Source organism: Shewanella subflava (genome assembly GCF_025971955.1).
GTDB classification, from domain to species: Bacteria; Pseudomonadota; Gammaproteobacteria; order Enterobacterales; family Shewanellaceae; genus Shewanella; species Shewanella subflava.
In genome coordinates this window covers 214,160-236,905 of the sequence record NZ_JAPDMX010000033.1, presented here as the reverse complement: position 1 = coordinate 236,905, position 22,746 = coordinate 214,160, and the positions used below count along the sequence as shown (strand labels likewise).

Below are 22,746 nucleotides of genomic sequence, written 5' to 3'. Positions count from 1 at the left end.
GACTGCTATGAACAACCTTGCTTTGCCGACAGTGATTAAAAATATCACTCCAGAACAGGTGTCTTTGTTATCGCAAGGCTGTGTTGCCGGCGTTGATGAGGTCGGCCGTGGGCCATTAGTCGGCGATGTAGTGACTGCCGCGGTGATATTAGATCCCAGCCGCCCCATCGATGGCTTAAATGACTCTAAAAAGTTATCTGAAAAGCGCCGAAATGCGCTATATCAAACAATATATGACAATGCCCTTGCGGTGAGTGTCGGGCGTGCTAGCCCAGAGGAAATCGACCAGCTGAATATTTTGCACGCCACCCTGTTAGCCATGCAGCGTGCTGTAGCAGGATTAGCAATAACGCCTCAAAGAGTGCTTGTTGATGGAAACCGTGTTCCCGATTTTGGCATACAATCTCATGCAATTATCAAAGGGGATGGACTAGTCAGTGCCATCAGCGCAGCATCCATTATTGCCAAAGTCGTGAGAGATCAAGAAATGCTTGAACTTGATGCTAAACACCCGCAGTATGGTTTTGCTAAGCACAAAGGCTATCCAACTAAAGCGCATTTTGACGCGCTGACTCAATTTGGTGTCCTCGATGAGCATCGAAAAAGTTTTAAACCTGTTGCAGATCGTTTAAATCAACCATAATTGTTGGAAAAAGCTTCATCTTTGTGTTTTTAACACGTTCAGTGAGCAATTGTCCTGTTGAGTCATATCTGTATAGTCATCGCTAAATCATTGGCACTGATGTGAATGTTTGCTAGTCTTGTCGGTATTTTCTATTGCATTTTTGCATCTATTTTACCATCGAAAAATAAGAAATTTATCTATGTCCGATCCTCGTTTTGTGCATTTACGCGTCCACAGTGATTTTTCCATGAGTGATGGTGTTGCTAAGGTTAAACCTATCTTAGCGGCGGCGGAAGCACAGGGGATGGCGGCCTTAGCTTTAACAGACCAAAACAATTTTTGTGGTCTGGTTAAGTTTTATGGTGGTGCTCACGGCGTCGGCATTAAACCTATTATCGGTGCAGACTTTTGGATGCAAGTGCCTGGTTTTGATAAAGAGCTTTGTGCTTTAACCATTATCGCTATGGATAATGATGGCTATCAAAATTTAACCCAGCTTATCAGTGAAGCTTACCTTCGTGGTCAAGTTAATGGCCGAGTGGTTATCGACCAATCCTGGCTTGTTACCTATAACAAAGGCATTTTGATTTTATCGGGCGCTAAAGAAGGCGATATTGGTAAAGCTTTATTAAAAGGTAACCAAGGTCAGGTCGATGAGTTAGTTGCTTTCTACCAAACGCATTTCAATGATCGCTATTTTCTAGAACTTATCCGCACCAACCGTCCTGATGAAGAACGTTATTTACACATGGCGGTTGAACTGGCATCAAAAAACGCAATTCCCGTTGTAGCAACAAATCAGGTTGTGTTTTTAAAGCCAGATGATTTTGAATCACATGAAATACGTGTGGCCATTCATGATGGCTTTACCCTTGCAGATCCCCGTCGTCCTAAAACCTACAGTGCAGAGCAGTATCTTCGTAGTGAAGATGAAATGTGTGAACTGTTTAAAGATATCCCCTCAGCACTTAGCAACACGGTGGAAATTGCTAAACGCTGTAACGTGACGATTCGCTTACATGAATACTTTTTACCTAATTTTCCTACTGGCGATTTGTCGATTGAAGACTTTTTGGTTGAGGTATCCGAAAAAGGCCTTGAGGAACGTTTAGCATTTTTATTTCCAGATCCGGCAATACGATTGGCGAGAAGAGCTGAATACGACGAGCGCTTAGCTATTGAACTAAAAGTCATTAACCAAATGGGATTTCCTGGATACTTCTTAATTGTAATGGAGTTTATTCAATGGGGGAAAGACCATGGTATTCCGGTTGGCCCCGGTCGTGGTTCAGGAGCTGGTTCGTTAGTGGCGTATGCGTTAAAGATTACCGATCTTGACCCACTAGAATATGATTTACTGTTTGAGCGTTTTTTGAACCCAGAACGTGTTTCAATGCCCGATTTTGACGTCGATTTTTGTATGGACCGACGTGATGAGGTAATTGACCATGTGGCAGATTTGTATGGCCGTGAAGCCGTATCGCAAATTATCACCTTTGGTACCATGGCCGCCAAAGCAGTTGTTCGTGACGTTGGCAGGGTATTAGGCCATCCCTATGGTTTTGTAGAACGCCTGACAAAGATGATCCCAGCAGAACCCGGAATGACCCTTGCAAAAGCTTTTGAGGTAGAGCCTGCATTACCAGAAGCTTACGCCGCAGATGAAGATGTCAAAGAGCTTATCGATATGTGTCGACGCTTAGAAGGCGTCACTCGAAATGCCGGTAAACATGCTGGTGGTGTGGTTATTGCGCCAACACGTATTACAGATTTTTCACCATTATATTGTGACGCAGAGGGTCTAAACCCAGTTACACAGTTTGATAAAAATGATGTTGAAACCGCAGGGTTAGTTAAATTTGACTTCTTAGGCTTACGTACGCTTACCATCATTGATTGGGCGTTGCAGATGATCAATCCGCGTCTGCTCAAACAGGGCAAAGAGCCTGTTCGTATCGAAGCGATTAAGCTAGATGATCCTGCGTGCTTTAGATTACTGCAACGCTACGAAACGACCGCCGTTTTCCAGCTTGAATCCCGCGGTATGAAAGATCTGATTAAGCGTCTACAACCAGACTGCTTTGAAGATATGATTGCTTTGGTGGCGCTTTTCCGTCCTGGCCCATTGCAATCTGGCATGGTTGATAACTTTATTGAGCGTAAACATGGCCGTGAAGAAGTGTCATACCCTGATGCACAATATCAGCATGAGTCATTAAAAGAGTTATTATCACCCACCTATGGCATCATTTTGTATCAAGAGCAGGTGATGCAGATTGCTCAGGTATTATCAGGTTATACCTTAGGCGGCGCAGATATGCTGCGTCGTGCTATGGGTAAAAAGAAACCTGAAGAAATGGCTAAGCAACGAAGTATTTTCAAAGAAGGTGCAATTAAAAACGGTATCGACGGTGAACTGTCGATGAAAATCTTCGATTTGGTTGAAAAGTTTGCGGGTTATGGTTTCAACAAATCTCATTCCGCAGCATACGCATTAGTTTCTTATCAAACCTTGTGGCTTAAAACTCATTATCCAGCGCAGTTTATGGCGGCGGTAATGTCTGCTGATATGGATAACACTGATAAGATTGTGACCTTGGTTGACGAATGTGAACGCATGGGAATACCGTTAATTCCGCCAGATGTAAATAAGGGATTATTTAAGTTTACCGTCGATGATGACCTTAATATTGTGTATGGCATAGGTGCAATCAAAGGGGTAGGTGAAGGCCCGGTTGATTCTATTCTTGAAGCGCGCAAAGATGGGCCTTTTGTTGATTTATTTGATTTCTGCGCCCGAATCGATTTAAAGAAGCTTAATAAACGCGTGATTGAAAAACTCATTTGTGCAGGGGCGTTGGATAATCTTGGCCCGCATAGGGCATCGATGATGGCAACCTTGCCAGAGGCCATCAGAGCCGCGGCTCAACATGCTAAAGCCCAAGAGATAGGCCAACATGACATGTTCGGTTTACTCAATGATGAGCCCGATGATAACAAGCAGCAGTTTGTTGAATGCACTCCTTGGCCGGATAAAATTTGGTTAGAAGGTGAGCGTGATACCTTAGGCTTATACCTAACAGGGCATCCAATTAATCAATATTTGGCAGAGCTGAAGCAGTACACTTCGGGACGGTTAAAAGACATTCATCCAACCGAGCGGGGTAAAACGGTCAAAGCCGCTGGTTTAGTGGTGGCCACTCGGGTGATGATGACTAAGCGTGGCTCAAAAATGGGCTTAGTGACATTAGATGATAAAAGTGCCCGTTTAGAAGTCATGCTTTTTACTGAGCCATTTGAAAAGTTTGGTCATTTATTGGAAAAAGACCGTATTTTAATTTGTGAAGGTGATGTCAGTTTTGATGACTTTGCTGGCGGTAATCGTATGAATGGGCGAAATATTATTGAAATTGGCGAAGCAAGAAGCCATTTTGCCAAAGCCGTTGAGTTGAATATTCGTACCGAGATGTTATCACCTGAATGGCTCAACCAGTTTCAAGAAACCTTACAACCCTGGAAAAGCGGTGCAGTGCCAGTTGTGATCAATTACACCAAAGAAGGTGCAGCGGGACGATTAACCTTGGGCGATGAATGGCGTGTGAATCCATCCGATGATTTGATGTTGGCGTTAGAAACTCAATTAGGGTCAAGTAATGTCAAAATTGTATTTAACTAACCATGAATAGCCGTTGCCATGGATAAATCACAGCTTGTCGGTCAGATTCGCCGCTTGTGTTTACAGCATAAAGCTTTAAACCCAAATACAACGACTGCGACACGTCAGCCTAAGATTGTCTTAGCTTATAGTGGAGGCGTGGACTCAGAGGTGTTAGCTTACGGATTAAGTGAGTTTGCTAAAGCCTATGGGTATGACGGTTGCTTACTGGTGCACGTGCATCACGGATTAAGCAATAATGCCGACAAATGGGCCGCCCATTGTCAGCAAAAGGCGGCAAGCTATAATCTTCCTATTATTATTGAACGGGTTAAACTTGATTTAAAACCTCGCCAAAGCCTTGAAGCCGTTGCCAGAGACGCACGTTATCAAGCGATAGAACAGCATCTTGATAGCGGCGATATGTTATTAACGGCGCATCATCAGGACGATCAATTAGAAACCTTGTTATTAGCCCTCAAGCGTGGTCAAGGGCCAAAAGGTCTAGCGGCGATGGGCGAGTCTCAATTAGCAGGCTCAACGACCTCTCCATACTATAAACTGAGACCGCTGTTGCAGGTCTCTCGTGATGAGATTGAGCAATTTGCTACTCAGCATGCGTTGACGCACATTGAAGATGAGAGTAATCAAGACGACAGTTACGATAGAAACTTTTTACGTCTAAACATTATTCCGCTGCTTAAAACCCGCTGGCCCAGAATTGCTGTTACGGCAAGCCGAAGTGCGGAGTTAATCAACGAGCAACAGCAACTTATCGAGCATGAAATCAGTTCGCGTTTACCTGCCATGCTAACGGTGTCGCAAGGTTCATCGATGGCATACAATGGCACAGGGTTATCATTAAGCTTACTTGCTAAGGCGCCAGTAGCTTGGCAAGCTTTACTTCTTCGAGGCTATTTATCACACCTTGGTTTATCCCTGCCATCGCAGGTGCAGTTACATCAAATCCTTAGCCAGGCGCTAAAGGCTAAAGAAGATGCCAATATTAACATTCATTATTCAGGTATTGTCGTTAAACGATTTGGACATTATCTCTATGCAATACCCAGTGAATATTTAACAATGGCTGATGATATATCACCAAGGTTGACCACTGAAATACAACATTGGCTTAATGCCACGGATGCCGAGGTTAATCACAGTATTGCCTTAACGTTAAGGCATCAGTTGCGGGCCATGCGCGGCGATCAACATGCTGTTACGCCATTTAACTGGCAAATCAGTCTGGCAAAAGCACATCAGGGGCTCAGGCTAAAACTACCCGATAATATTCATCAAGTCTCTATTGGTTTTTCTGCGTCGGGCAGTACTAAATGCCAACCACAATTTGCTGAGCAGTTTCGACAAAAACCGCGAGAATTAAAAAAACTTTGGCAAGAGTTAGCCATCGCGCCTTGGCGCCGTGATCTTATTCCGCTACTTTTTTATGGTGATAAACTGGTTGCTGCATTAGGATTTTGGATAGATAAGCGCTATCTTGCTGACGATAATGCGCCAGGGCTGAAAATCGATTTACTTAATCTCAACTCGGCTCGGTAGAGCACTCGGATGGGTAAAGCACTCGGGTAGCTAAAACAAAAGACGAGTGCTAAATAACACATTTTCAATTGGTTACAGTCAAACTTGTACTTTGTTCCAACAACATGTTGAAGTGACCATTACTAGCGCGTGTTGCTTTGCTGCAAATGCCGCGATAGCTTTCCCTTTCTTGGGAGCGTATGTTATTCAATACAGTCAGCAGGGCGGTTTTACTTGCGCCAGTAGAGTGATTTACCCGCGTGAAGGTCAGTTAGCATCTTTGTTTTTTCCCTTAATCACTAGGCAGTATATCTGTTTTTGTTTGCCGTATCGGGCCATTTGAATTAACTGTACTTTATTGATGGGGACGTAAGCTGCGTTAATACTATTTTCGATCTGTTCGACATAAGGGTCGTGAAAGAAAAAATATTGCTCATTAAAGCCTGTCAGTACAATCCAATGCGGGCCTTTTTTGCCATCTAAGCGATAGGTGCTGACCATAATTAACACTGGAAATCCTGCACTGATCCAATCACAAATTTGCTCTGCACTGGGATTTTGTTGCTCAATGCTAACGCCCTTGTTGGTGAGTTGTTGCTTAAAATCCTGATGCACCATTTCTATAATGGCTTTTTTATTAGGATCCCTTACCGTGCTAATAAAAGGGGCAGGCTCATCTTGACTGTGAAGCGCGACTTTAAACCCTCGGTTTATGGCTGCTATAGCCAGTCCTCTTGCACTGCACCCCCCATGTCCACTGGTCATAAATATGGTTGTTGCCTCGCGCCAAATATTTAACTCGGTGATCCGATTATGCGCTACGGGTTCAAAAGCATTAAAACTCATCAATAAGCATGAAGGGCCGCAAGTAAATTCGGTGGTTTGAATATACAAAGGCAAATTCAGGGTCACGCTAGGCCCTGGTGGGTCTAAACGTTTGTGCATTCTCACGCCATCGGCAAGGTCGTCGTAATAATGCACTAGGGTTTTTAACACTTTATAACCCATTTTAAGATAAAGATTTTTTGCAGCAGTATTGTCGTTTCTTACTTCTAAGCGTAATGTAATGAAGCCATGTTCAACGGCAGTTTTCTCGCATTGACTGACCAATTCAAATGCAATATTACGCCCCCTGAATGCAGGGGAAACTGCGATTGAATATAAGCGAGCTAAACGGGTTCCTCTATGGAACAAAACCAATGCATAACCTGCTAGTGTTCCACATTCATCTGCTACGATAAGATGATCAAGTTCAGAATTGACAAAGCGTTTCATTTGTCGAGCACTGATTTTATCGCCACTAAAGGCGTCTTGTTCTATTTGATTGAGTTGAGGTAAATCGTTAAGCGTGGCTTGTCGAAATAACATGTATCGGCTCGAAGTGGCAAACTGGATGTTTAATTTACGCGTAAAGCACTCAAAGAGGCAATAGAATTTTATGGCTCAGTTTTTAATCGTTACTGATGACGCAAGTGATTGGCGTCCTTACCTTCCTAGTGACAATATGGTTACAGTCCATGACTACTTAGACATGGGAGCCTATGCTGATAAAAGTGCGATGCAGGTGATCAATTTGTGTCGTAGTTATGATTATTTAAGTACGGGTTATTATTGTTCGTTAATGGCTGAAGCAAGAGGGCACCGAGTGATCCCTCGGGTGATGACAATTAATGATTTATCGCAGGATCGTTTTTTCAGCTTACCACAAGCAGGCTTAGATAAATTACCTGATAACGTTAACGATATCGCGATGAAAATTTATTTTGGCTATTGTGACAATCCACCATTAGAAAAAATGGCTCGAAAAATATTTGAACGATTTACCGTGCCTGTATTAACTGTGCGTTTGTCAAAGCAAGTGGGTAAGTGGCAAGTTGACGCCATTGAACCTTCTGCATTTCAGGATTTAACCGATCCAGAGCAAGACTTATTCGCCAAATATTTAGAGGTTTTTTCGCAAAAAGTGTGGAAGTTGCCCAAAGCGACCAAGCGCTATCGCTACGAAATTGCCATGCTAGTGGATGAACATGAAAAAATGCCTCCTTCAGATAAGGCTGCATTAAAATTGTTTGCAAAATCGGCAAATCGCATTGGTATGGATTTGGTTCAAATAGGCTCTCACGATTTAGCGCGCTTAAGTGAATTTGACGGTTTATTTATTCGTTCAACTACTAATATTAGTAATTTTACCTATCGATTTGCTAAAGCGGCTGAGCAGTTAGGTTTAGTTGTCATGGATGATCCTGAATCAATCATGAAGTGTACCAATAAAGTATTTTTAACCGAGTTATTGAATCGCCATAAAGTACCTGTGCCAAAAAGTTTAATCTTTAAAAAGTCAGATGAAAATTGGGTCGACAATGTCATTAATACCATAGGTTTACCTGCGGTATTAAAAGTACCCGATGGGGCGTTTTCCCTTGGGGTATTAAAAGTAAAAGATCGGCAAACCCTAATTGAACAGGCTAATAAAATTTTCGAACACAGTGCGTTAATTTTAGCCCAAGCCTTTATGCCAACGGATTATGATTGGCGTATTGGCATGTTAAATCGTCAACCTATTTATGCTTGCCGTTATTTTATGAGCCGTGGACATTGGCAAATTTATCAACACCATCAAAGTGGCCGTGTCAGTAGCGGTGATTTTGATTGTATGGATTTAAAAATGGTGCCGCAACAGGTACTAGATGCCGCCACGAAGGCCGCTAACTTAATTGGTGCGGGACTATATGGTGTAGACCTTAAAGAAATAGAAGGGAAAGCTTACGTGATTGAAGTCAATGACAACCCCAGTATTGATCACGGTGTTGAAGACTTATTTTTAGGTGACTTGGTTTATGATCGAATAATGACTGAATTTTTAAGACGTATTCAGTTAAGAGGTTTGTAAGTGATCTTATCTCGGAATAATAAATAGCTGTTTATTGTTAATTCGAGTTGAGCTTAACAAATAAAATGGCCACAGCTAAATATGTACTGTGGCCATGTTTAATTTAATCCTATCTGAGATTATTTATCAGCACACACTTTAAAACAATTTCTACCAGCGGCTTTTGCTTGATACATGGCCTTATCTGCACGTTCATACAAAGTGGTAAACACTTCTTTTGGACGCGATTGTGCAATACCTAAACTACACTTAACGCCATAATCGGTAAGATGTGAGTGTAATGGCAAGCTTTCAATGATGCGTTGGCAAACAATACTTGCTGCCTCAGCATTGCCTTCTGTAATAATCACAAATTCGTCACCACCAATTCTAAATGCTTGGTCTGTGTCGCGAATTGATTCATTAATTAATGAGGCAAAACTGTTGAGCACGTTATCACCCACAGTGTGGCCAAACTGGTCGTTTAATTGTTTAAATTTATCTAGATCGATAACAATCAATGAGATATGAGATTGTCTGCGTTCTGCTCTAGCAATACTTTTATGGATAACTTTTCGAAAATAATAGCGATTACCTAAACCTGTTAACGCATCAAACATTGCTTGGTTAGACATTTGCTGGTACTTCATTGCATTCTGAAACGGTTGTAATACTAAGGCTTCAATATGGTTAAGCTGTTTCATTTGAATCGGGCTAAGCGGCATAGCAAGATAGTAATGCAAACGTAATGTTTCAGATTCAGTTTTAATACTGCGGGTGAGCTCAATGCCATGGTGGCGACCCCAGCTAAACTTGTGTTCACCGACAAATAGTTGTAATGCCTTGATCGGCAAATGCTGTCCGATGACTTTGCCATAACAGGCAAAAACTGTCCGCGGATCTAAACTTGCGTGTAGCTGTTGGATCACTTGGACAAGATCAAGTTCTGGCTCCATATGCAGATGGGCATTAGAACGATACCAATAATCTTCAGGAAAAAGTTCGGTGGCAATAGCAAAGTCCATAGGGTTACTCCAAAACGTTACAGCTCGATACACCTGTGAAGCAATTTGCGTGCCTAGAAAGTTTTTATCATATTTTTTAGGTGTTTGTTACTTTTGTGCCGTTTTGATAATAAGATGTACTGGTGTCGTGACGATTTTTTGACAAGGAGTTTTGCCTATGGAACACAATATGTTTATTCATATTTTGTTTATGTTGGTCATCGCCATCGTTTCGATAGCGTTGCTAGGCCGTTTAGGGTTACCTGCTATTTTGGCGTACTTGCTTACTGGGGTGATCAGTGGTCCTAGCGGTTTGCATTGGTTTACTCAGCAGCAAGTTCACTTTGTGGCAGAGCTTGGCGTCGTATTATTGATGTTTACCCTAGGATTAGAGTTTTCAGTGCCGCGCTTATGGTCAATGCGAAGAACAGTATTTGGATTGGGCAGTGCACAAGTCATTGTGACGACATTTATCGCAGGTGGAATAGCATATCTTTTAGGCCAAAACTTTGTTGCTGCCGTGGTTATAGGATCTGCCATTGCGCTGTCATCAACCGCAATTGTACTTAAATTAATGAATGAACAAGGCTGGTTAAGACGCCGTCATGGTGAACTGTCCATCAGTGTGTTGTTATTTCAAGATTTAGCCGTTGTACCCATGCTTATCCTATTACCCTTATTGGCAAGTGATGGAACCCCAATGAGCTTAAATGGCATTCTTTATGGCCTACTGACAGGGATACTGGCATTTATAGGGTTAATGTCTTTTGGCAAATGGGTATTGCCACGTATTTTTGATGAAGTGGCTCGCTCTCGCTCCAATGAACTTTTTGTACTGTCGACTTTAGTGGTGGCTTTAGTGACTGGCGCATTTACCCAATGGCTTGGGCTCTCTATGGCATTAGGTGCGTTTATAGCGGGGATGTTATTAGGAGAAAGTCAATATCGTAGGCAGCTAGAAGCGGATATTCGTCCATTTAGAGACTTGTTAATGGGGTTATTCTTTATCTCCATTGGCATGTTGCTCGACTTCAATTTAGTGCTGTTATATTGGTGGCAAATATTGCTGACCCTCATTGCTGTGGTTGTCCTAAAAATAGTGATTGTTTATGGTCTTCTTCAACTTGCTGGTGAACATGCAAGAGTCGCATTAAGTACCGCAATTAGTCTAGGTCAGGTTGGTGAGTTCAGTTTCGTGCTGCTAGCATTAGCGGTTAACTATCAATTATTAGATAAAGAAGTCAGCACTATACTGGTGGCTGTCGCGGTTATTTCAATGTCTTTTTCTCCGTGGTTAATACGCCATAGTGTTGATATTGCGAAAAGATTTAAAGGCGGTAAACCGTCCCAAGAAATGGCAGAGCAAACCGTTGTATTACCTACAAGTGAAGACGATGATTTTGTGGTTATTTTAGGTTATGGTCGCGTGGGTCAAACGATTGCCCGTTTTTTAAAAACCGAAGCTATTAATTATATTGTGTTAGATCTCGATCCTACCCGAGTAACAGAATCACGTGCGGCAGGGGAGCCCGTTTATTTTGGTGATGCCTGCAAAATGGGCATTTTAAAGCGTGTGGGAATTCGTCAAGCTAGCATGGTGGTGGTGACTTTTGCCGAAGAGCGACAAACTGAAGAAGCTTTAGCGCTGAGTCGAAAATTAGCGCCAGATGCAAAAATTTTAGTGCGCACACGAGATGATTCAAATTTAACTGAGTTAAAAGAAGCTGGGGCAACTCAGGTCATCCCCGAATCACTGGAAGGCAGCTTGATGTTAGTGTCGCAAGTGCTTTATAAGTGTGGTGTGCCTTTACCCCGCATAATTAAACGGCTTGAATCTGAACGACGCAATCACTACCAGTATCTGCACGGGTTTTTCTCCGGCACTGAAACCGATTTTACTTTAGATTTACTCCATGCCGTGTCACTGAGCACTAGCGCGAGCAGTGTCGGTAAGAAAGTGGCTGATATTCCATGGTCGCAATTGGATGTCGAGCTTCGAGCAGTGCGCAGAAAAGGTGCTGAAATAGAACCCGCACCCGACGATTGGGTATTGCGCCGCAATGATATTCTTATGTTAGTTGGCAAACCGCGCAGTATTGAAAAAGCTGAAGACTATTTATTACAAGGTTAAGCTTTAGCCGTGATTCATCCGCCCATTGATGCCACCTAAATAGGATGATTTAATGGGCATTTTGTTTTCAGCTCTAAACCACCTACGTCAGTAGGTGGTTATCACAATTAGGCTCTGCCAGAAGTACGTTCAATAGCTGATTAACTCAACTGATACGTGAGCTTTGCTAATGATGCGGTACAAGCTTCGAAATCAGGGATAATTAGAGCCTATAGGGATATATTTACGGCGTCTTGTTAACGAACGTTCGAAAGCGCCCTTTTAGGGAGTGATATCAAAGCCACCTTCTTCAGAAGGTCGATTCTTTACTGCGGTGATGAATATTGCGCTTTTGTGGCATTTAACATTTTTAGATGTTGATTGTGTCGCAAGAGCAATGGTAAATCTGAATGGGCGCTTGTGGTTATAGTGGTTGATACCAACCGTAATAAACCCCTGCTCATTGTAGTGGGTGAAAATACTCGATAATGGTGTTAAATGTTTGATTGTCGAATAACTACGTGCTGTAAAAATTGGCCTTTCTATCATGCCTTTTCCAGCCATGTCGCTTGCAAATTCATTTCTTAAGCGGGCTAAACGGTGTTCATTTGTGATTGTCCGACAGAAAAATAGCCTACTGCATAATTTATCAACAAAGATAAACTCGCCCTAACTATGAATAGTATGACACCTTCGAATTGGTATGTTGTCGGCTGTCATTGTTGTGCCGATAAGGTTATCAATTTATTACATTATTCAAAATTGTTCATCGGTGGAATTTTGATTATTTGCCCCATAAATACGTGATCTAAATCAAGGAAAAGCAGTCTAATCAAGTACCTCTAAATATGTAGTTAGTTAGCTTGATCTAGATCAATGTTGTTAATTAACTTTTCAGGCAGAGTGGCGTCAATTGTTAAGGATGTAACAGAAAAGCATCCAGTTGTTGCCCTCATGGAGTATGAAAATGAATAAAAAATTAACCCTAGGTTTAGTTGCTGCAGGTTTATTATCTGCTGGTGTGTCTTCAGTTGCTGTCGCTCACCAAGCTGGTGATATCATTTTTAGAGCGGGTGCGGTGATGGTTTCGCCTGACGAATCTAGCCCAGTTGTAGCTAATATTGCTGAATTTGGTGTAGATGACAACACTCAGTTAGGTTTAAACTTTGGTTATATGATTACCGATAATTGGGGGGTTGAACTACTTGCAGCTACGCCATTTAGTCATGATGTTTCTTTAGGTGACTTAGGTAAAATTGCTGAAACTAAGCACTTACCCCCTACATTGGTTGCACAATACTATTTTGGTGATGCACAGTCTAAACTGCGTCCATATGTGGGTGTTGGGGTTAACTTTACTAACTTTTTTGACAATGATTTTACTCCAGAAGCCAAAGCTGCTGGTCTTGATAACCTAAGTTTATCAACATCATGGGGCTTTGCTGCGCAAGTGGGTCTAGATTACAACATCAATAAAGATTGGTTAGTGAACGCATCAGTTTGGTATGCAGACATTTCAACAGATGTTAATTTTACACTTGGTCAAGATGCTGTATCGATTGATACCGATATCAACCCATGGGTTTACATGGTCAGTGTTGGTTACAAGTTCTAATCACTCGTAATTAAACCCGTTAATAAATAGGAGCCGATGGCTCCTATTTTGTTTTCAGGCCTAAACCTACAACTTCAGTAGGGGGCTATCATTAATTAGGCTCTGCCTGAAGTACGTTCAATAGCTGATTAACTCATGTAATACGTGAGCTTTGCTAATGGTCCGATACAAGCTTCTAAATCAGGGATGATTGAGTAGAGCCTATAGGGATATATTTACGGCGTCTTGTCACGCAGGCTAGGAAAGCGCCCTTTTAGGGCGTGATATCAAAGCCACTTTCTTCAGCAGGTGGATTCTTTACTTACAGCTTATTTTCAGATATTTAGATTTTGGTAAACTACCCCGAGTCCGTGATCATGCATGCAGTCACTGATCTCAATATTAGCTTTGTGTGAAGGTAAACTTCTGAAAAATTTTAATCAATAGGTTTTAAAAATAGCGTTTCGTATAGCCGAGCCAATTCAAACATCATAAATCAGCTCAATGTGTAATTTTCTAGCATTTAAATGGCTAATTCTTTTTGGATTTGGTTTTCCAGTGGCGAGTATTATAAATAAATTCAGGTAATATCCGATTTATCCAGGCTACAATGCGCCAACGTCTGGTGACGTAAACACGCCGCTTTCCTTGCTTCAGTGCGGTTAATATCTGCTTAGCGACTTTCTCTAAAGGTGACAATAAAAATCGATTTTGTTGCATTGCGGCTTTATCGAGTAAGCCTAATTGGATATCACTAATCGTTATAGGTACCTTTAAACGCTGCGCGTGCATACTCAAACCTTGAAAATAATTTTCAGCGAAGGCTTTGGATGCGTGATAAGCGATACTTGGGCCGCCCCGTTGGCCAGCAATAGAGTTAATTGCCGCTAATTGACCGTATCCTTGTTGTACCATCAATTTGAACACACAGTTGCATATAGCCGCAAAGCCTTTGACATTCACTTCGATAATATTTTCTTCTAATTGCCAAGGCAGCGATGCATCGTAACCATTCAAGCCGGTATTAACTATGACTAAGTGGGCACCATTTTCACTTCGCCAAGCCTGACTAATTTGTTCGTTCAATTTTTGGGGTTCAGAAATCGCCAGTGGAAGAACGACTGCAGGAACGGGTAGCGAGTGGGCAAACTCGGCTAATGTGTCTGGATCTTGAACAAACAGCAGTAATTTTACGTTTTGAGCCGCAAGTTGACGCGCCAGTTCTTTACTTAACTGTGAGCTGGCACCAATAATCATAGCGGTAGCAATAGTCGTCATGAGGAGGTTTGACACTCATTATTTGAAATAGAATGGTTATGATAGGAATATCGCTTGCGGATAACAAGCACGAAAATTTTTCAATATTGGAAGTGTAGACTTCTAGACGTCTTAATGTATTATAATGCGACGTCACTCAATGAAAGTAGGTGAATCATGATTAAACAGATTTTGTGTGTGATAGCGATGGTTGCGAGTCTATCAGGATGCCAAACCTCGCCTAAAAATACTCAGATAGTCGGTCAAGTGCTGTATAAACAACGGATTGCATTACCTGCTGATTCTGTGATCCAAATCCAGTTACAAGATGTGTCACTGCAAGATGTTAAAGCTGAAATTTTAGCTGAATATGAAATTAGCCCAGTGACTGGTGTGACGCCTTTTGAGTTTGTCATACCAACAGAGGTTTTTAAAACAGGCCATCGTTATGCCATCAGTGCACGGATCACTGTTGATGATGAATTGTGGTTTATTAATACGCAATCGTATCCCGTAAATATCACTAATCCACAACCGTTAACTGTGATTGTGGATATGATCAAACGATAATTTCAACCATATTTGTCGATTAATAATTAGGTAAGGGATGTTGTATGCCGGTTCGAATTCCAGATAATTTACCCGCCGCAGGTATTTTAGAGTCAGAGAATATCTTTGTGATGTCTGAAACCCGCGCGGCGAATCAAGATATTCGCCCAATGCGGGTGCTAATCTTGAATTTGATGCCGAATAAAATCGAAACAGAAACTCAATTGTTGCGTTTATTAGGTAATACGCCGCTTCAAGTTGGTGTCGATTTACTGCGTATTCATGATAAAGAGTCCAAACATACCTCTGTTGACCACATGAATACCTTTTATCGCGACTTTGAAGACGTTAGGCATAATAATTATGATGGCCTGATTATTACCGGAGCGCCTTTAGGGCAAATTGATTTTGAAGATGTTGTTTATTGGGAGCATATTAAAGAAATTATCGATTGGTCTCAAAAACATGTCACTTCGGTTTTGTTTCTTTGCTGGGCGGCACATGCTGGGTTATTCCATCTGTATGGTATCAATCGTGGTTTGCTAGCACAAAAACGCTCTGGGGTGTTCAACCACGTGCGAGCCAGTGAACCGCATCCATTACTGCGTGGGTTCGATGATGAGTTTTATGCGCCGCATTCGCGCTTTGCTGAAATTAACATTGAAGATCTTCGACGCCATAAGGACGTTGAAATTTTAGCTGAATCTGCTGAAGCGGGCGCTTACATCGTCCTTAGCCGTGATAGTCGAAACCTATTTGTAATGGGGCACCCTGAATATCAAAAAGGCACTTTAAATGATGAGTATCAACGTGATTTGGCACAAGGTTTACAGCCAAATATTCCGTTAAACTATTATCGTAATGATGATCCAAACCAAGATCAAATCGCTCGCTGGCACAGTCATGGCAGTTTACTTGTAAGTAACTGGCTTAATTATTATGTTTATCAGTTAACACCGTATGATTTATCGGATATGAGTAAGATGACGCCTTGGGAAAGTAAGCAAGCTAAGTAAACATTGATGACTAATATTGTTGCTTTCGTGTCAATAAATCTGAATTAACGCTATTCTATAGCGAGTACATGAAGCATTTTAGATACGTTTAGTCATTACACTTGGGACGACGGCTATTAAAAAATTTGCGTGTAGCAATTCATTTTTTCAAGCGATAATCCTATTCTCTTACCTAGTGTATGGGACGGCCACTTTTGCGGCTAAAACGCCAGATCTGTTAATGATTGAACAACAATTAACGCAGATTACTGAGCCTAGCAATAGAATCGACTATATTAGCCGACAACTGACCAGTAGTAACGACTGGTCAAGGCTAGATAAAGCACAATTGCTTCATCACCTTGCTTCAGCCCAGCAGGCCAATAAAGATTTTGAGTTAGCATACCAAAACTACTCGACAATCATCGATATATTGTCAAACACCTCAACATCGACATTATTAATTCAAAGTTATTTGGATAGATCATCTGTAACTTATCTGCAATCCAATGATGATAAACAGTATTGCCCTGACAGAATTACCGCAGCTGAACTTGCGCGTAAACAGCCTGATCAAATGGTATTAGCATCAGCATTAACATTGGTTGCATATTGCTTTAATCAAGCCAGTAATTTTGATATTGGTTTGATGCATCTCGAACAAGCCTTAGATATTGCGAAAACACAACAACTTGATGCGGATATTTTAGCTTCAATTTTAGAGGCTAGTGCCGCTATTTACCGTGATAACCATTTACATAAACAAGCTGAATCCTACTTTTTACAAGTATTTGAGCATTGGAAACAAAGCAATCATATTCAAAATATATTCACCACGCTGCATAATCTAGTTGGCGAAACCATCATGTTGGCAAAGTGGGATAACGCTGCCAAATATCTTGAACAAATGAAAACATTACAAACTAACGCGCCAGAATATAAAGAGTTTGCGTTTTTTTATTACTTTAATTTAGGCCGTTATTATTTCGAGCAACACAATTTTGATGCAGCCATTTCAGCGTTTGAAATTGCACAAGAGCATGCGGCTTCGACAGAGGAAGCATTTTTTGTGACTCAAAACCTAGGTTTTTTGTCGCTGAGCTTATTTCACTATCAGGATATCGTATCTGCAGGTTCGGTTGCCGAGTCGTTTTTAAATTCGGCTAATATTAATAGTCAATCAGCATCGCTAATTGAACAGGTTAGGGCGGTTTATTCCTCTTCTGAAGGCGACCACTTTAGTGCTCAACAGTATTTATTTGCTGCAATTGAAATTGAAAAGCAACATACAGAAGAGGCGGTCGCCAATGACGTGGTAATGAACTCGTTAAACCACAATGTCAAAATGGCCAATTATGAAAATGAAATACTTGAGAAAGCACTCGCCATCAACAAGCTCAATTTAAGTAATCAAATAGCCAAGCAAAACATCACTAAATTATCCATGATAACTTTTATTGTCATTGCCATTAGCTTAGGCGCAGTGGTGCTATTTTTAATTTACTCGAGAAAACAATTTATACGGCGTTCGCAAACCGATTTTTTAACCGGCATAGCAAATCGTCGCCATACTTTTATCGAAGGTCGAAAACGTTTAGCTGCTTGTTATGAGCATCAACAGCCATTTACCTTAGTTTTATTTGATATTGATCATTTCAAGAAAATTAATGACCAATTCGGCCATGATATCGGCGATAAGGCGATTGTTGCTGCAGTAGGGCGCTGTCAAAGTTACATCAAGCGTAGCGATATTATTGGTCGAGTTGGCGGGGAAGAGTTTTTATGTGTATTCCCCAATACAAGTCAGGCAGAAGCAATGCAAATTGCTGAAAGAATGAGAAGGGCTGTTGCAGATCAAGCCTTTCATTTTGGTGAGATTACCGTTGCTTTTACGATAAGCTTAGGTGTAGCGGTACTCGATGTGGCTGCTGATATCGATATAGACGCCCAAATCAATGAGCAATGGTTCAGTGATCTAGCTAATAAAGCAGACCTTGCAATGTACCGGGCTAAAAACCAAGGCCGCAATCAAGTACAACTCTACGTTGAATGTGTTTAACCTTAGCTCGGGATAAAAATGATTACAAAACAGCATTTTGTCTTGCTAGCTGCTTTCATTAACGTCCAATGTGCCAGCTATTGACGTGTTAATGCGCCTTGTTTTAACAATACATGACAAGTTTGCTACAAAATAAGCTTAATCTTTTTAATTGTGCTGATTGAGCCCATCTCTGAACCCAAGTTGAATTTATTTAACCCCCCCTTTAATTTCGCCGCGATAAAGCCAACTTTATTTACTTCAACATAAGAGCCTATTTTTAGGTGTAAATCTTCACTGACACATGGACTGAAAATCCTCGACTTCTTAGACTAATTATTACTTGCTTTACGTTCGCGTAAACGTCAAAGTGATACCATGTTTTGTGATAATTAGTTTTTATTGGAGTAGTTATGAGTTCACAGCAAGCCGGATTAGCCAATCAACCTCAAGATATCGTCATTGTTGCAGCCAAGCGTACCCCAATGGGGGGCTTTCAAGGTGCATTGTCATCAGTGAAAGCCCCAGCCTTGGCGGCCGCGGCAATTCAAGGATTGATAACCGAATGTGGCATTGCTTCTTCTAGTATTGATGAAGTGCTAATGGGGTGTGTGTTACCCGCGGGTTTAGGACAAGCGCCGGCTCGTCAGGCGACATTAGGCGCAGGTTTACCGCTTTCAGTTGGCGCGACTACCGTCAATAAAGTCTGTGGCTCAGGAATGAAAACCGTCATGCTAGCCCATGATTTAATTAAAGCCGGTAGCAGCGATATCGTTATTGCGGGCGGCATGGAAAGCATGAGCCAGGCCCCATATCTTTTAGATAAAGCGCGAAGCGGTATGCGGATGGGGCATGGCAAAGTACTGGATCACATGTTTTTAGATGGTCTTGAAGATGCCTATACCGGTGGTGCTATGGGCACATTTGCCCAAAAAACCGCTGATGATTATGGTTTAACCCGTGAGCAAATGGATGCCTTTGCACTGAGTTCACTTGAAAAAGCCAACAATGCGATTAATTCCGGTGCCTTTAACGCTGAAATCACCCCTGTAACGGTCAGTGATCGCCGTGGCGATATTGTGATTGATACTGATGAGCAACCAGGTAATGCCCGCCCTGAAAAAATTCCGAGTTTACGACCTGCTTTTACCAAAGACGGTTCGATCACGGCGGCAAACTCTAGCTCTATTTCTGACGGTGCAGCCGTGTTGTTAATGATGACGCGTGAAAATGCCGCTAATTTAGGTTTAGACGTTTTAGCCACTATCAAAGGGCATACTACCCACTCTCAAGAGCCTGCAATGTTTACTACCGCACCAGTAGGCGCGATGACCAAACTCCTTGGTAAAGTGGATTGGAATAAAGATGATGTTGATCTATTTGAAATCAACGAAGCCTTTGCCATGGTGACGATGTTAGCCATTTCTGAACTTGGACTAGATGCAAACAAAGTCAATGTCAATGGCGGAGCATGTGCGTTAGGACACCCAATAGGTTGTTCTGGTGCCCGCTTGTTAGTGACCTTAATTCATGCATTAAAAGCCCGCGGATTACATCGTGGTGTTGCGTCATTATGTATTGGCGGCGGTGAAGCAGTTGCAATGGCAATAGAAGTGTAAGGCGACAAATAAATATTCAACAAGACGAGCATTAATGAGCAATAACCCGATAGCAAGTGATTGGGATAAATATAACATCATCGCCATTCATGCTTACCCGATTTGACCTGGTTTAAAGGGAAATAATATGACCACACAAGTAAAACATTATATTGATGGTGAGTTCACAGTGGGAACAGGCACTCACAATATTGACGTCACTAACCCAATCAACAATGGCGTCATTGCAAAAATCAATGCCGCAACGCCCGCTGAAGTTGAGCAAGCCATTCACAGTGCAAAAGAAGCGTTCAAAACGTGGAAAGAAGTGCCCGTATCTGAGCGAGCTAGAGTGATGTTGCGCTATCAACATTTGTTGAAAGAAAACCATGATCAAATTGCGACGATATTGGCGCAAGAAACCGGTAAAACGTTCGAAGATGCCAAAGGCGATGTGTGGCGCGGTATCGAAGTGGCTGAGCATGCTTGTAACATTGCCTCATTAATGATGGGCGAAACCGTTGAAAACGTCGCTCGTAGCATTGATACCTACAGTTACACCCAACCGCTTGGCGTCTGTGCAGGTATTACGCCATTTAACTTTCCTGCGATGATCCCCCTATGGATGTTCCCATTAGCGATTGCCTGCGGTAACACGTTTATTTTAAAGCCTTCAGAACAAGATCCAATGACGCCGCAACGTTTGGTCGAATTGTTTGTCGAAGCCGGTGCACCCAAAGGCGTATTACAGCTGATCCACGGTGACAAAGTGGCGGTGGATATTTTACTGCAAGATCCAGCGATTAAAGCCATTTCATTTGTGGGATCTGTGGGTGTTGGCCAATATATTTACAAAACGGGTACCGATAATCTTAAACGGGTACAAGCATTTGCGGGGGCAAAAAATCACTGCGTGATCATGCCTGATGCAAGCAAACAACAAGTGATCAATAATTTAGTCGGTGCATCGGTGGGCGCGGCAGGCCAGCGTTGTATGGCGATTTCCGTAGCGGTATTTGTGGGTAAAGCAAAAGAGTGGATCCCTGAGTTAAAAGAAGCGCTGGCAAAAGTACGCCCAGGTTTGTGGAATGACCCTGAAGCGGCATATGGACCTGTTATTAGCCCTGCGGCTAAAACGCGGGTATTAAGCTTGATTGAGCAAGGCAAGCAAGAAGGCGCCGAATGTCTACTTGATGGCAGCGACTTCACCGTTGCAGGATATGAATCGGGTAACTGGGTTGGCCCAACCATGTTTACCAAAGTCACAACAGACATGAGCATCTATAAAGAAGAAATCTTTGGTCCAGTGCTGTGCTGCATGGAAGTTGATAACTTAGACGATGCCATTTCGCTTGTGAATAACAGCCCTTATGGCAACGGTACTTCAATCTTTACCGCATCTGGCGGTGCAGCACGTAAATATCAACATGAAATTGAAGTCGGTCAAGTGGGCATTAACGTGCCCATTCCTGTGCCTTTACCTTTCTTCTCATTTACGGGTTGGAAAGGCAGTTTCTATGGCGACCAACATGCGTATGGTAAGCAAGCTGTACGTTTTTACACTGAGACTAAAACTATTACCTCACGTTGGTTTGAAACTGACGCGGTCAGTGGTCCCAACATGAGTATCAATCTCAAGTAGTTTTCAAATTCAAAAAAACAAGACCTTATGGCAGGCTACACTTATGTTCGCCTGCCAATAAATGACCCAAGAGTCATCAGACAGAACAAAGTAGGAGTCCCTCAATGGATTTTAATTTAAATGAAGATCAACGCCAATTTGCCGATCTTGCCCGTCAATTTGCCACTGATGAATTAACCCCGTTTGCCGCTAAATGGGATGAAGAACACCATTTTCCTAAAGATGTTATCCAAAAAGCTGGCGAGTTAGGTTTTTGTTCATTGTACTCACCAGAGTCAGAAGGCGGCATGGGGTTGTCTCGTTTAGATGCATCGATCATTTTTGAAGAATTATCCTACGGCTGCACGGCCACCACAGCCATGTTAACCATTCATAATATGGCCACTTGGATGGTGACCACCTGGGGAACCGATACCCTGCGCAGTGAATGGTCTGAAGGCTTAACAACTGGCCAATTATTGGCCTCATATTGTTTAACTGAGCCTGGCGCTGGCAGTGATGCGGCGTCATTGCAAACCAAAGCCGTGCGTGACGGTGATGATTACCTCATTAACGGCTCAAAAATGTTTATTTCAGGCGCCGGTGAAACCGAGCTACTAGTAGTGATGTGCCGAACGGGCGAAGCGGGGCCTAAAGGGATTTCAGCGATTGCAATTCCCGCAAATACTACAGGCGTCAGCTACGGTAAAGCCGAAGATAAAATGGGCTGGAATGCCCAGCCTACTCGGCTAATCAGCTTTGAAAACGTGCGCGTTCCCGTTGCTAATTTGTTAGGTGAGGAAGGCCAAGGTTTTACGTTTGCCATGAAAGGCTTAGATGGTGGACGGATTAATATCGCCACTTGCTCAATCGGAACTGCGCAATCAGCACTTGATCGCGCGACCCAATACATGAATGAGCGCAAGCAGTTTGGTAAGCCGTTAGCCGCGTTTCAAGCATTACAATTTAAATTAGCTGACATGGCTACCGACTTAGTTGCCGCGCGCCAAATGGTTCGCCTAGCGGCATTTAAGCTGGATACTCAAGACCCTGAGTCAAGTGCATATTGTGCGATGGCAAAACGCTTTGCCACTGATGTGGGATTTCAGGTATGCGATGCGGCACTGCAAATTCATGGCGGTTATGGATACATTCGAGAATACCCACTTGAACGACATTTCCGTGATGTGCGCGTGCATCAAATTCTTGAGGGAACCAACGAAATTATGCGGTTGATTATTGCCCGTCGTCTGCTGGATGAAAATGCCCATCCTATTCGATAGCCCAATCTA

General features: G+C 42.4%; 16 protein-coding genes. 12 read left to right on the top strand and 4 right to left on the bottom strand.

Translation table 11 applies throughout. The features are described from left to right. Positions 1 to 7: 7 nt before the first annotated feature. From rnhB to tilS, 3 genes are all read left to right on the top strand, one after another. The gene (gene rnhB, locus OHT75_RS16805; protein WP_264728708.1) at positions 8 to 643 is read left to right on the top strand and encodes a ribonuclease HII; all 636 of its coding nucleotides are present in this window, start codon (positions 8 to 10) and stop codon (positions 641 to 643) included. A 181-nt stretch (positions 644 to 824) separates the two neighbouring features. Then, positions 825 to 4,301: a DNA polymerase III subunit alpha gene (dnaE, locus tag OHT75_RS16800; protein ID WP_264728706.1), complete on the top strand. Its 3,477-nt coding sequence runs from the start codon at positions 825 to 827 to the stop codon at positions 4,299 to 4,301. A gap of 18 nt (positions 4,302 to 4,319) precedes the next feature. Next, positions 4,320 to 5,840, top strand: a complete 1,521-nt coding sequence (gene tilS / locus OHT75_RS16795) for a tRNA lysidine(34) synthetase TilS (protein ID WP_264728705.1) — start codon at positions 4,320 to 4,322, stop codon at positions 5,838 to 5,840. 246 nt (positions 5,841 to 6,086) lie between these two features. Here tilS and OHT75_RS16790 read toward each other — a convergent pair whose 3' ends face one another. Continuing rightward, positions 6,087 to 7,187: a GNAT family N-acetyltransferase/peptidase C39 family protein gene (locus OHT75_RS16790; RefSeq protein ID WP_264728703.1), complete on the bottom strand. Its 1,101-nt coding sequence runs from the start codon at positions 7,185 to 7,187 to the stop codon at positions 6,087 to 6,089. Between the two features lie 70 nt (positions 7,188 to 7,257). On the opposite strand from OHT75_RS16790, the gene OHT75_RS16785 reads away from it, so the two are divergent. Next, positions 7,258 to 8,709 carry a RimK family protein gene (locus tag OHT75_RS16785; RefSeq protein WP_264728701.1) on the top strand — a complete coding sequence of 484 codons (1,452 nt, stop codon included), beginning with the start codon at positions 7,258 to 7,260 and terminating at the stop codon, positions 8,707 to 8,709. A gap of 119 nt (positions 8,710 to 8,828) precedes the next feature. Here OHT75_RS16785 and dgcS read toward each other — a convergent pair whose 3' ends face one another. Further along, positions 8,829 to 9,713: a diguanylate cyclase DgcS gene (dgcS, locus tag OHT75_RS16780; RefSeq protein ID WP_264728699.1), complete on the bottom strand. Its 885-nt coding sequence runs from the start codon at positions 9,711 to 9,713 to the stop codon at positions 8,829 to 8,831. Between the two features lie 157 nt (positions 9,714 to 9,870). Here dgcS and OHT75_RS16775 point away from each other — a divergent pair, with 157 nt between their 5' ends. Next, positions 9,871 to 11,823: a monovalent cation:proton antiporter-2 (CPA2) family protein gene (locus tag OHT75_RS16775; protein WP_264728698.1), complete on the top strand. Its 1,953-nt coding sequence runs from the start codon at positions 9,871 to 9,873 to the stop codon at positions 11,821 to 11,823. Positions 11,824 to 12,084: 261 nt separating this feature from the next. Here OHT75_RS16775 and OHT75_RS16770 read toward each other — a convergent pair whose 3' ends face one another. After that, entirely contained in the window at positions 12,085 to 12,351 is a 267-nt protein-coding gene (locus OHT75_RS16770) for a hypothetical protein (protein ID WP_264728696.1), read from the bottom strand. 418 nt (positions 12,352 to 12,769) lie between these two features. Here OHT75_RS16770 and ompW point away from each other — a divergent pair, with 418 nt between their 5' ends. After that, complete coding sequence (ompW, locus tag OHT75_RS16765) at positions 12,770 to 13,417, top strand: outer membrane protein OmpW (RefSeq protein WP_264728694.1); 648 nt, start codon at positions 12,770 to 12,772, stop codon at positions 13,415 to 13,417. 510 nt (positions 13,418 to 13,927) lie between these two features. On the opposite strand, the gene OHT75_RS16760 is transcribed toward ompW, so the two are convergent. Then, complete coding sequence (locus tag OHT75_RS16760) at positions 13,928 to 14,674, bottom strand: SDR family NAD(P)-dependent oxidoreductase (protein ID WP_264728692.1); 747 nt, start codon at positions 14,672 to 14,674, stop codon at positions 13,928 to 13,930. Positions 14,675 to 14,830: 156 nt separating this feature from the next. Here OHT75_RS16760 and OHT75_RS16755 point away from each other — a divergent pair, with 156 nt between their 5' ends. The 6 genes from OHT75_RS16755 (at position 14,831) to OHT75_RS16730 (ending at position 22,737) form a co-directional block, all read left to right on the top strand. Next, positions 14,831 to 15,223 carry a YbaY family lipoprotein gene (locus OHT75_RS16755; protein ID WP_264728689.1) on the top strand — a complete coding sequence of 131 codons (393 nt, stop codon included), beginning with the start codon at positions 14,831 to 14,833 and terminating at the stop codon, positions 15,221 to 15,223. A gap of 44 nt (positions 15,224 to 15,267) precedes the next feature. Then, on the top strand, positions 15,268 to 16,218 hold the full coding sequence (metA, locus tag OHT75_RS16750; RefSeq protein ID WP_264728688.1) for a homoserine O-acetyltransferase MetA: 951 nt from the start codon (positions 15,268 to 15,270) through the stop codon (positions 16,216 to 16,218). A gap of 220 nt (positions 16,219 to 16,438) precedes the next feature. Next, positions 16,439 to 18,256 (top strand): tetratricopeptide repeat-containing diguanylate cyclase, encoded by a 1,818-nt coding sequence (locus OHT75_RS16745; RefSeq protein WP_264728686.1) that lies wholly within the window; start codon positions 16,439 to 16,441, stop codon positions 18,254 to 18,256. A 392-nt stretch (positions 18,257 to 18,648) separates the two neighbouring features. Beyond that, positions 18,649 to 19,854, top strand: coding sequence for an acetyl-CoA C-acyltransferase (locus OHT75_RS16740; RefSeq protein ID WP_264728684.1), 1,206 nt, complete (start codon positions 18,649 to 18,651; stop codon positions 19,852 to 19,854). A 127-nt stretch (positions 19,855 to 19,981) separates the two neighbouring features. Next, positions 19,982 to 21,475 carry a CoA-acylating methylmalonate-semialdehyde dehydrogenase gene (locus OHT75_RS16735; RefSeq protein WP_264728682.1) on the top strand — a complete coding sequence of 498 codons (1,494 nt, stop codon included), beginning with the start codon at positions 19,982 to 19,984 and terminating at the stop codon, positions 21,473 to 21,475. A 104-nt stretch (positions 21,476 to 21,579) separates the two neighbouring features. Continuing rightward, complete coding sequence (locus OHT75_RS16730; protein WP_264728680.1) at positions 21,580 to 22,737, top strand: acyl-CoA dehydrogenase family protein; 1,158 nt, start codon at positions 21,580 to 21,582, stop codon at positions 22,735 to 22,737. Positions 22,738 to 22,746 lie beyond the last annotated feature (9 nt).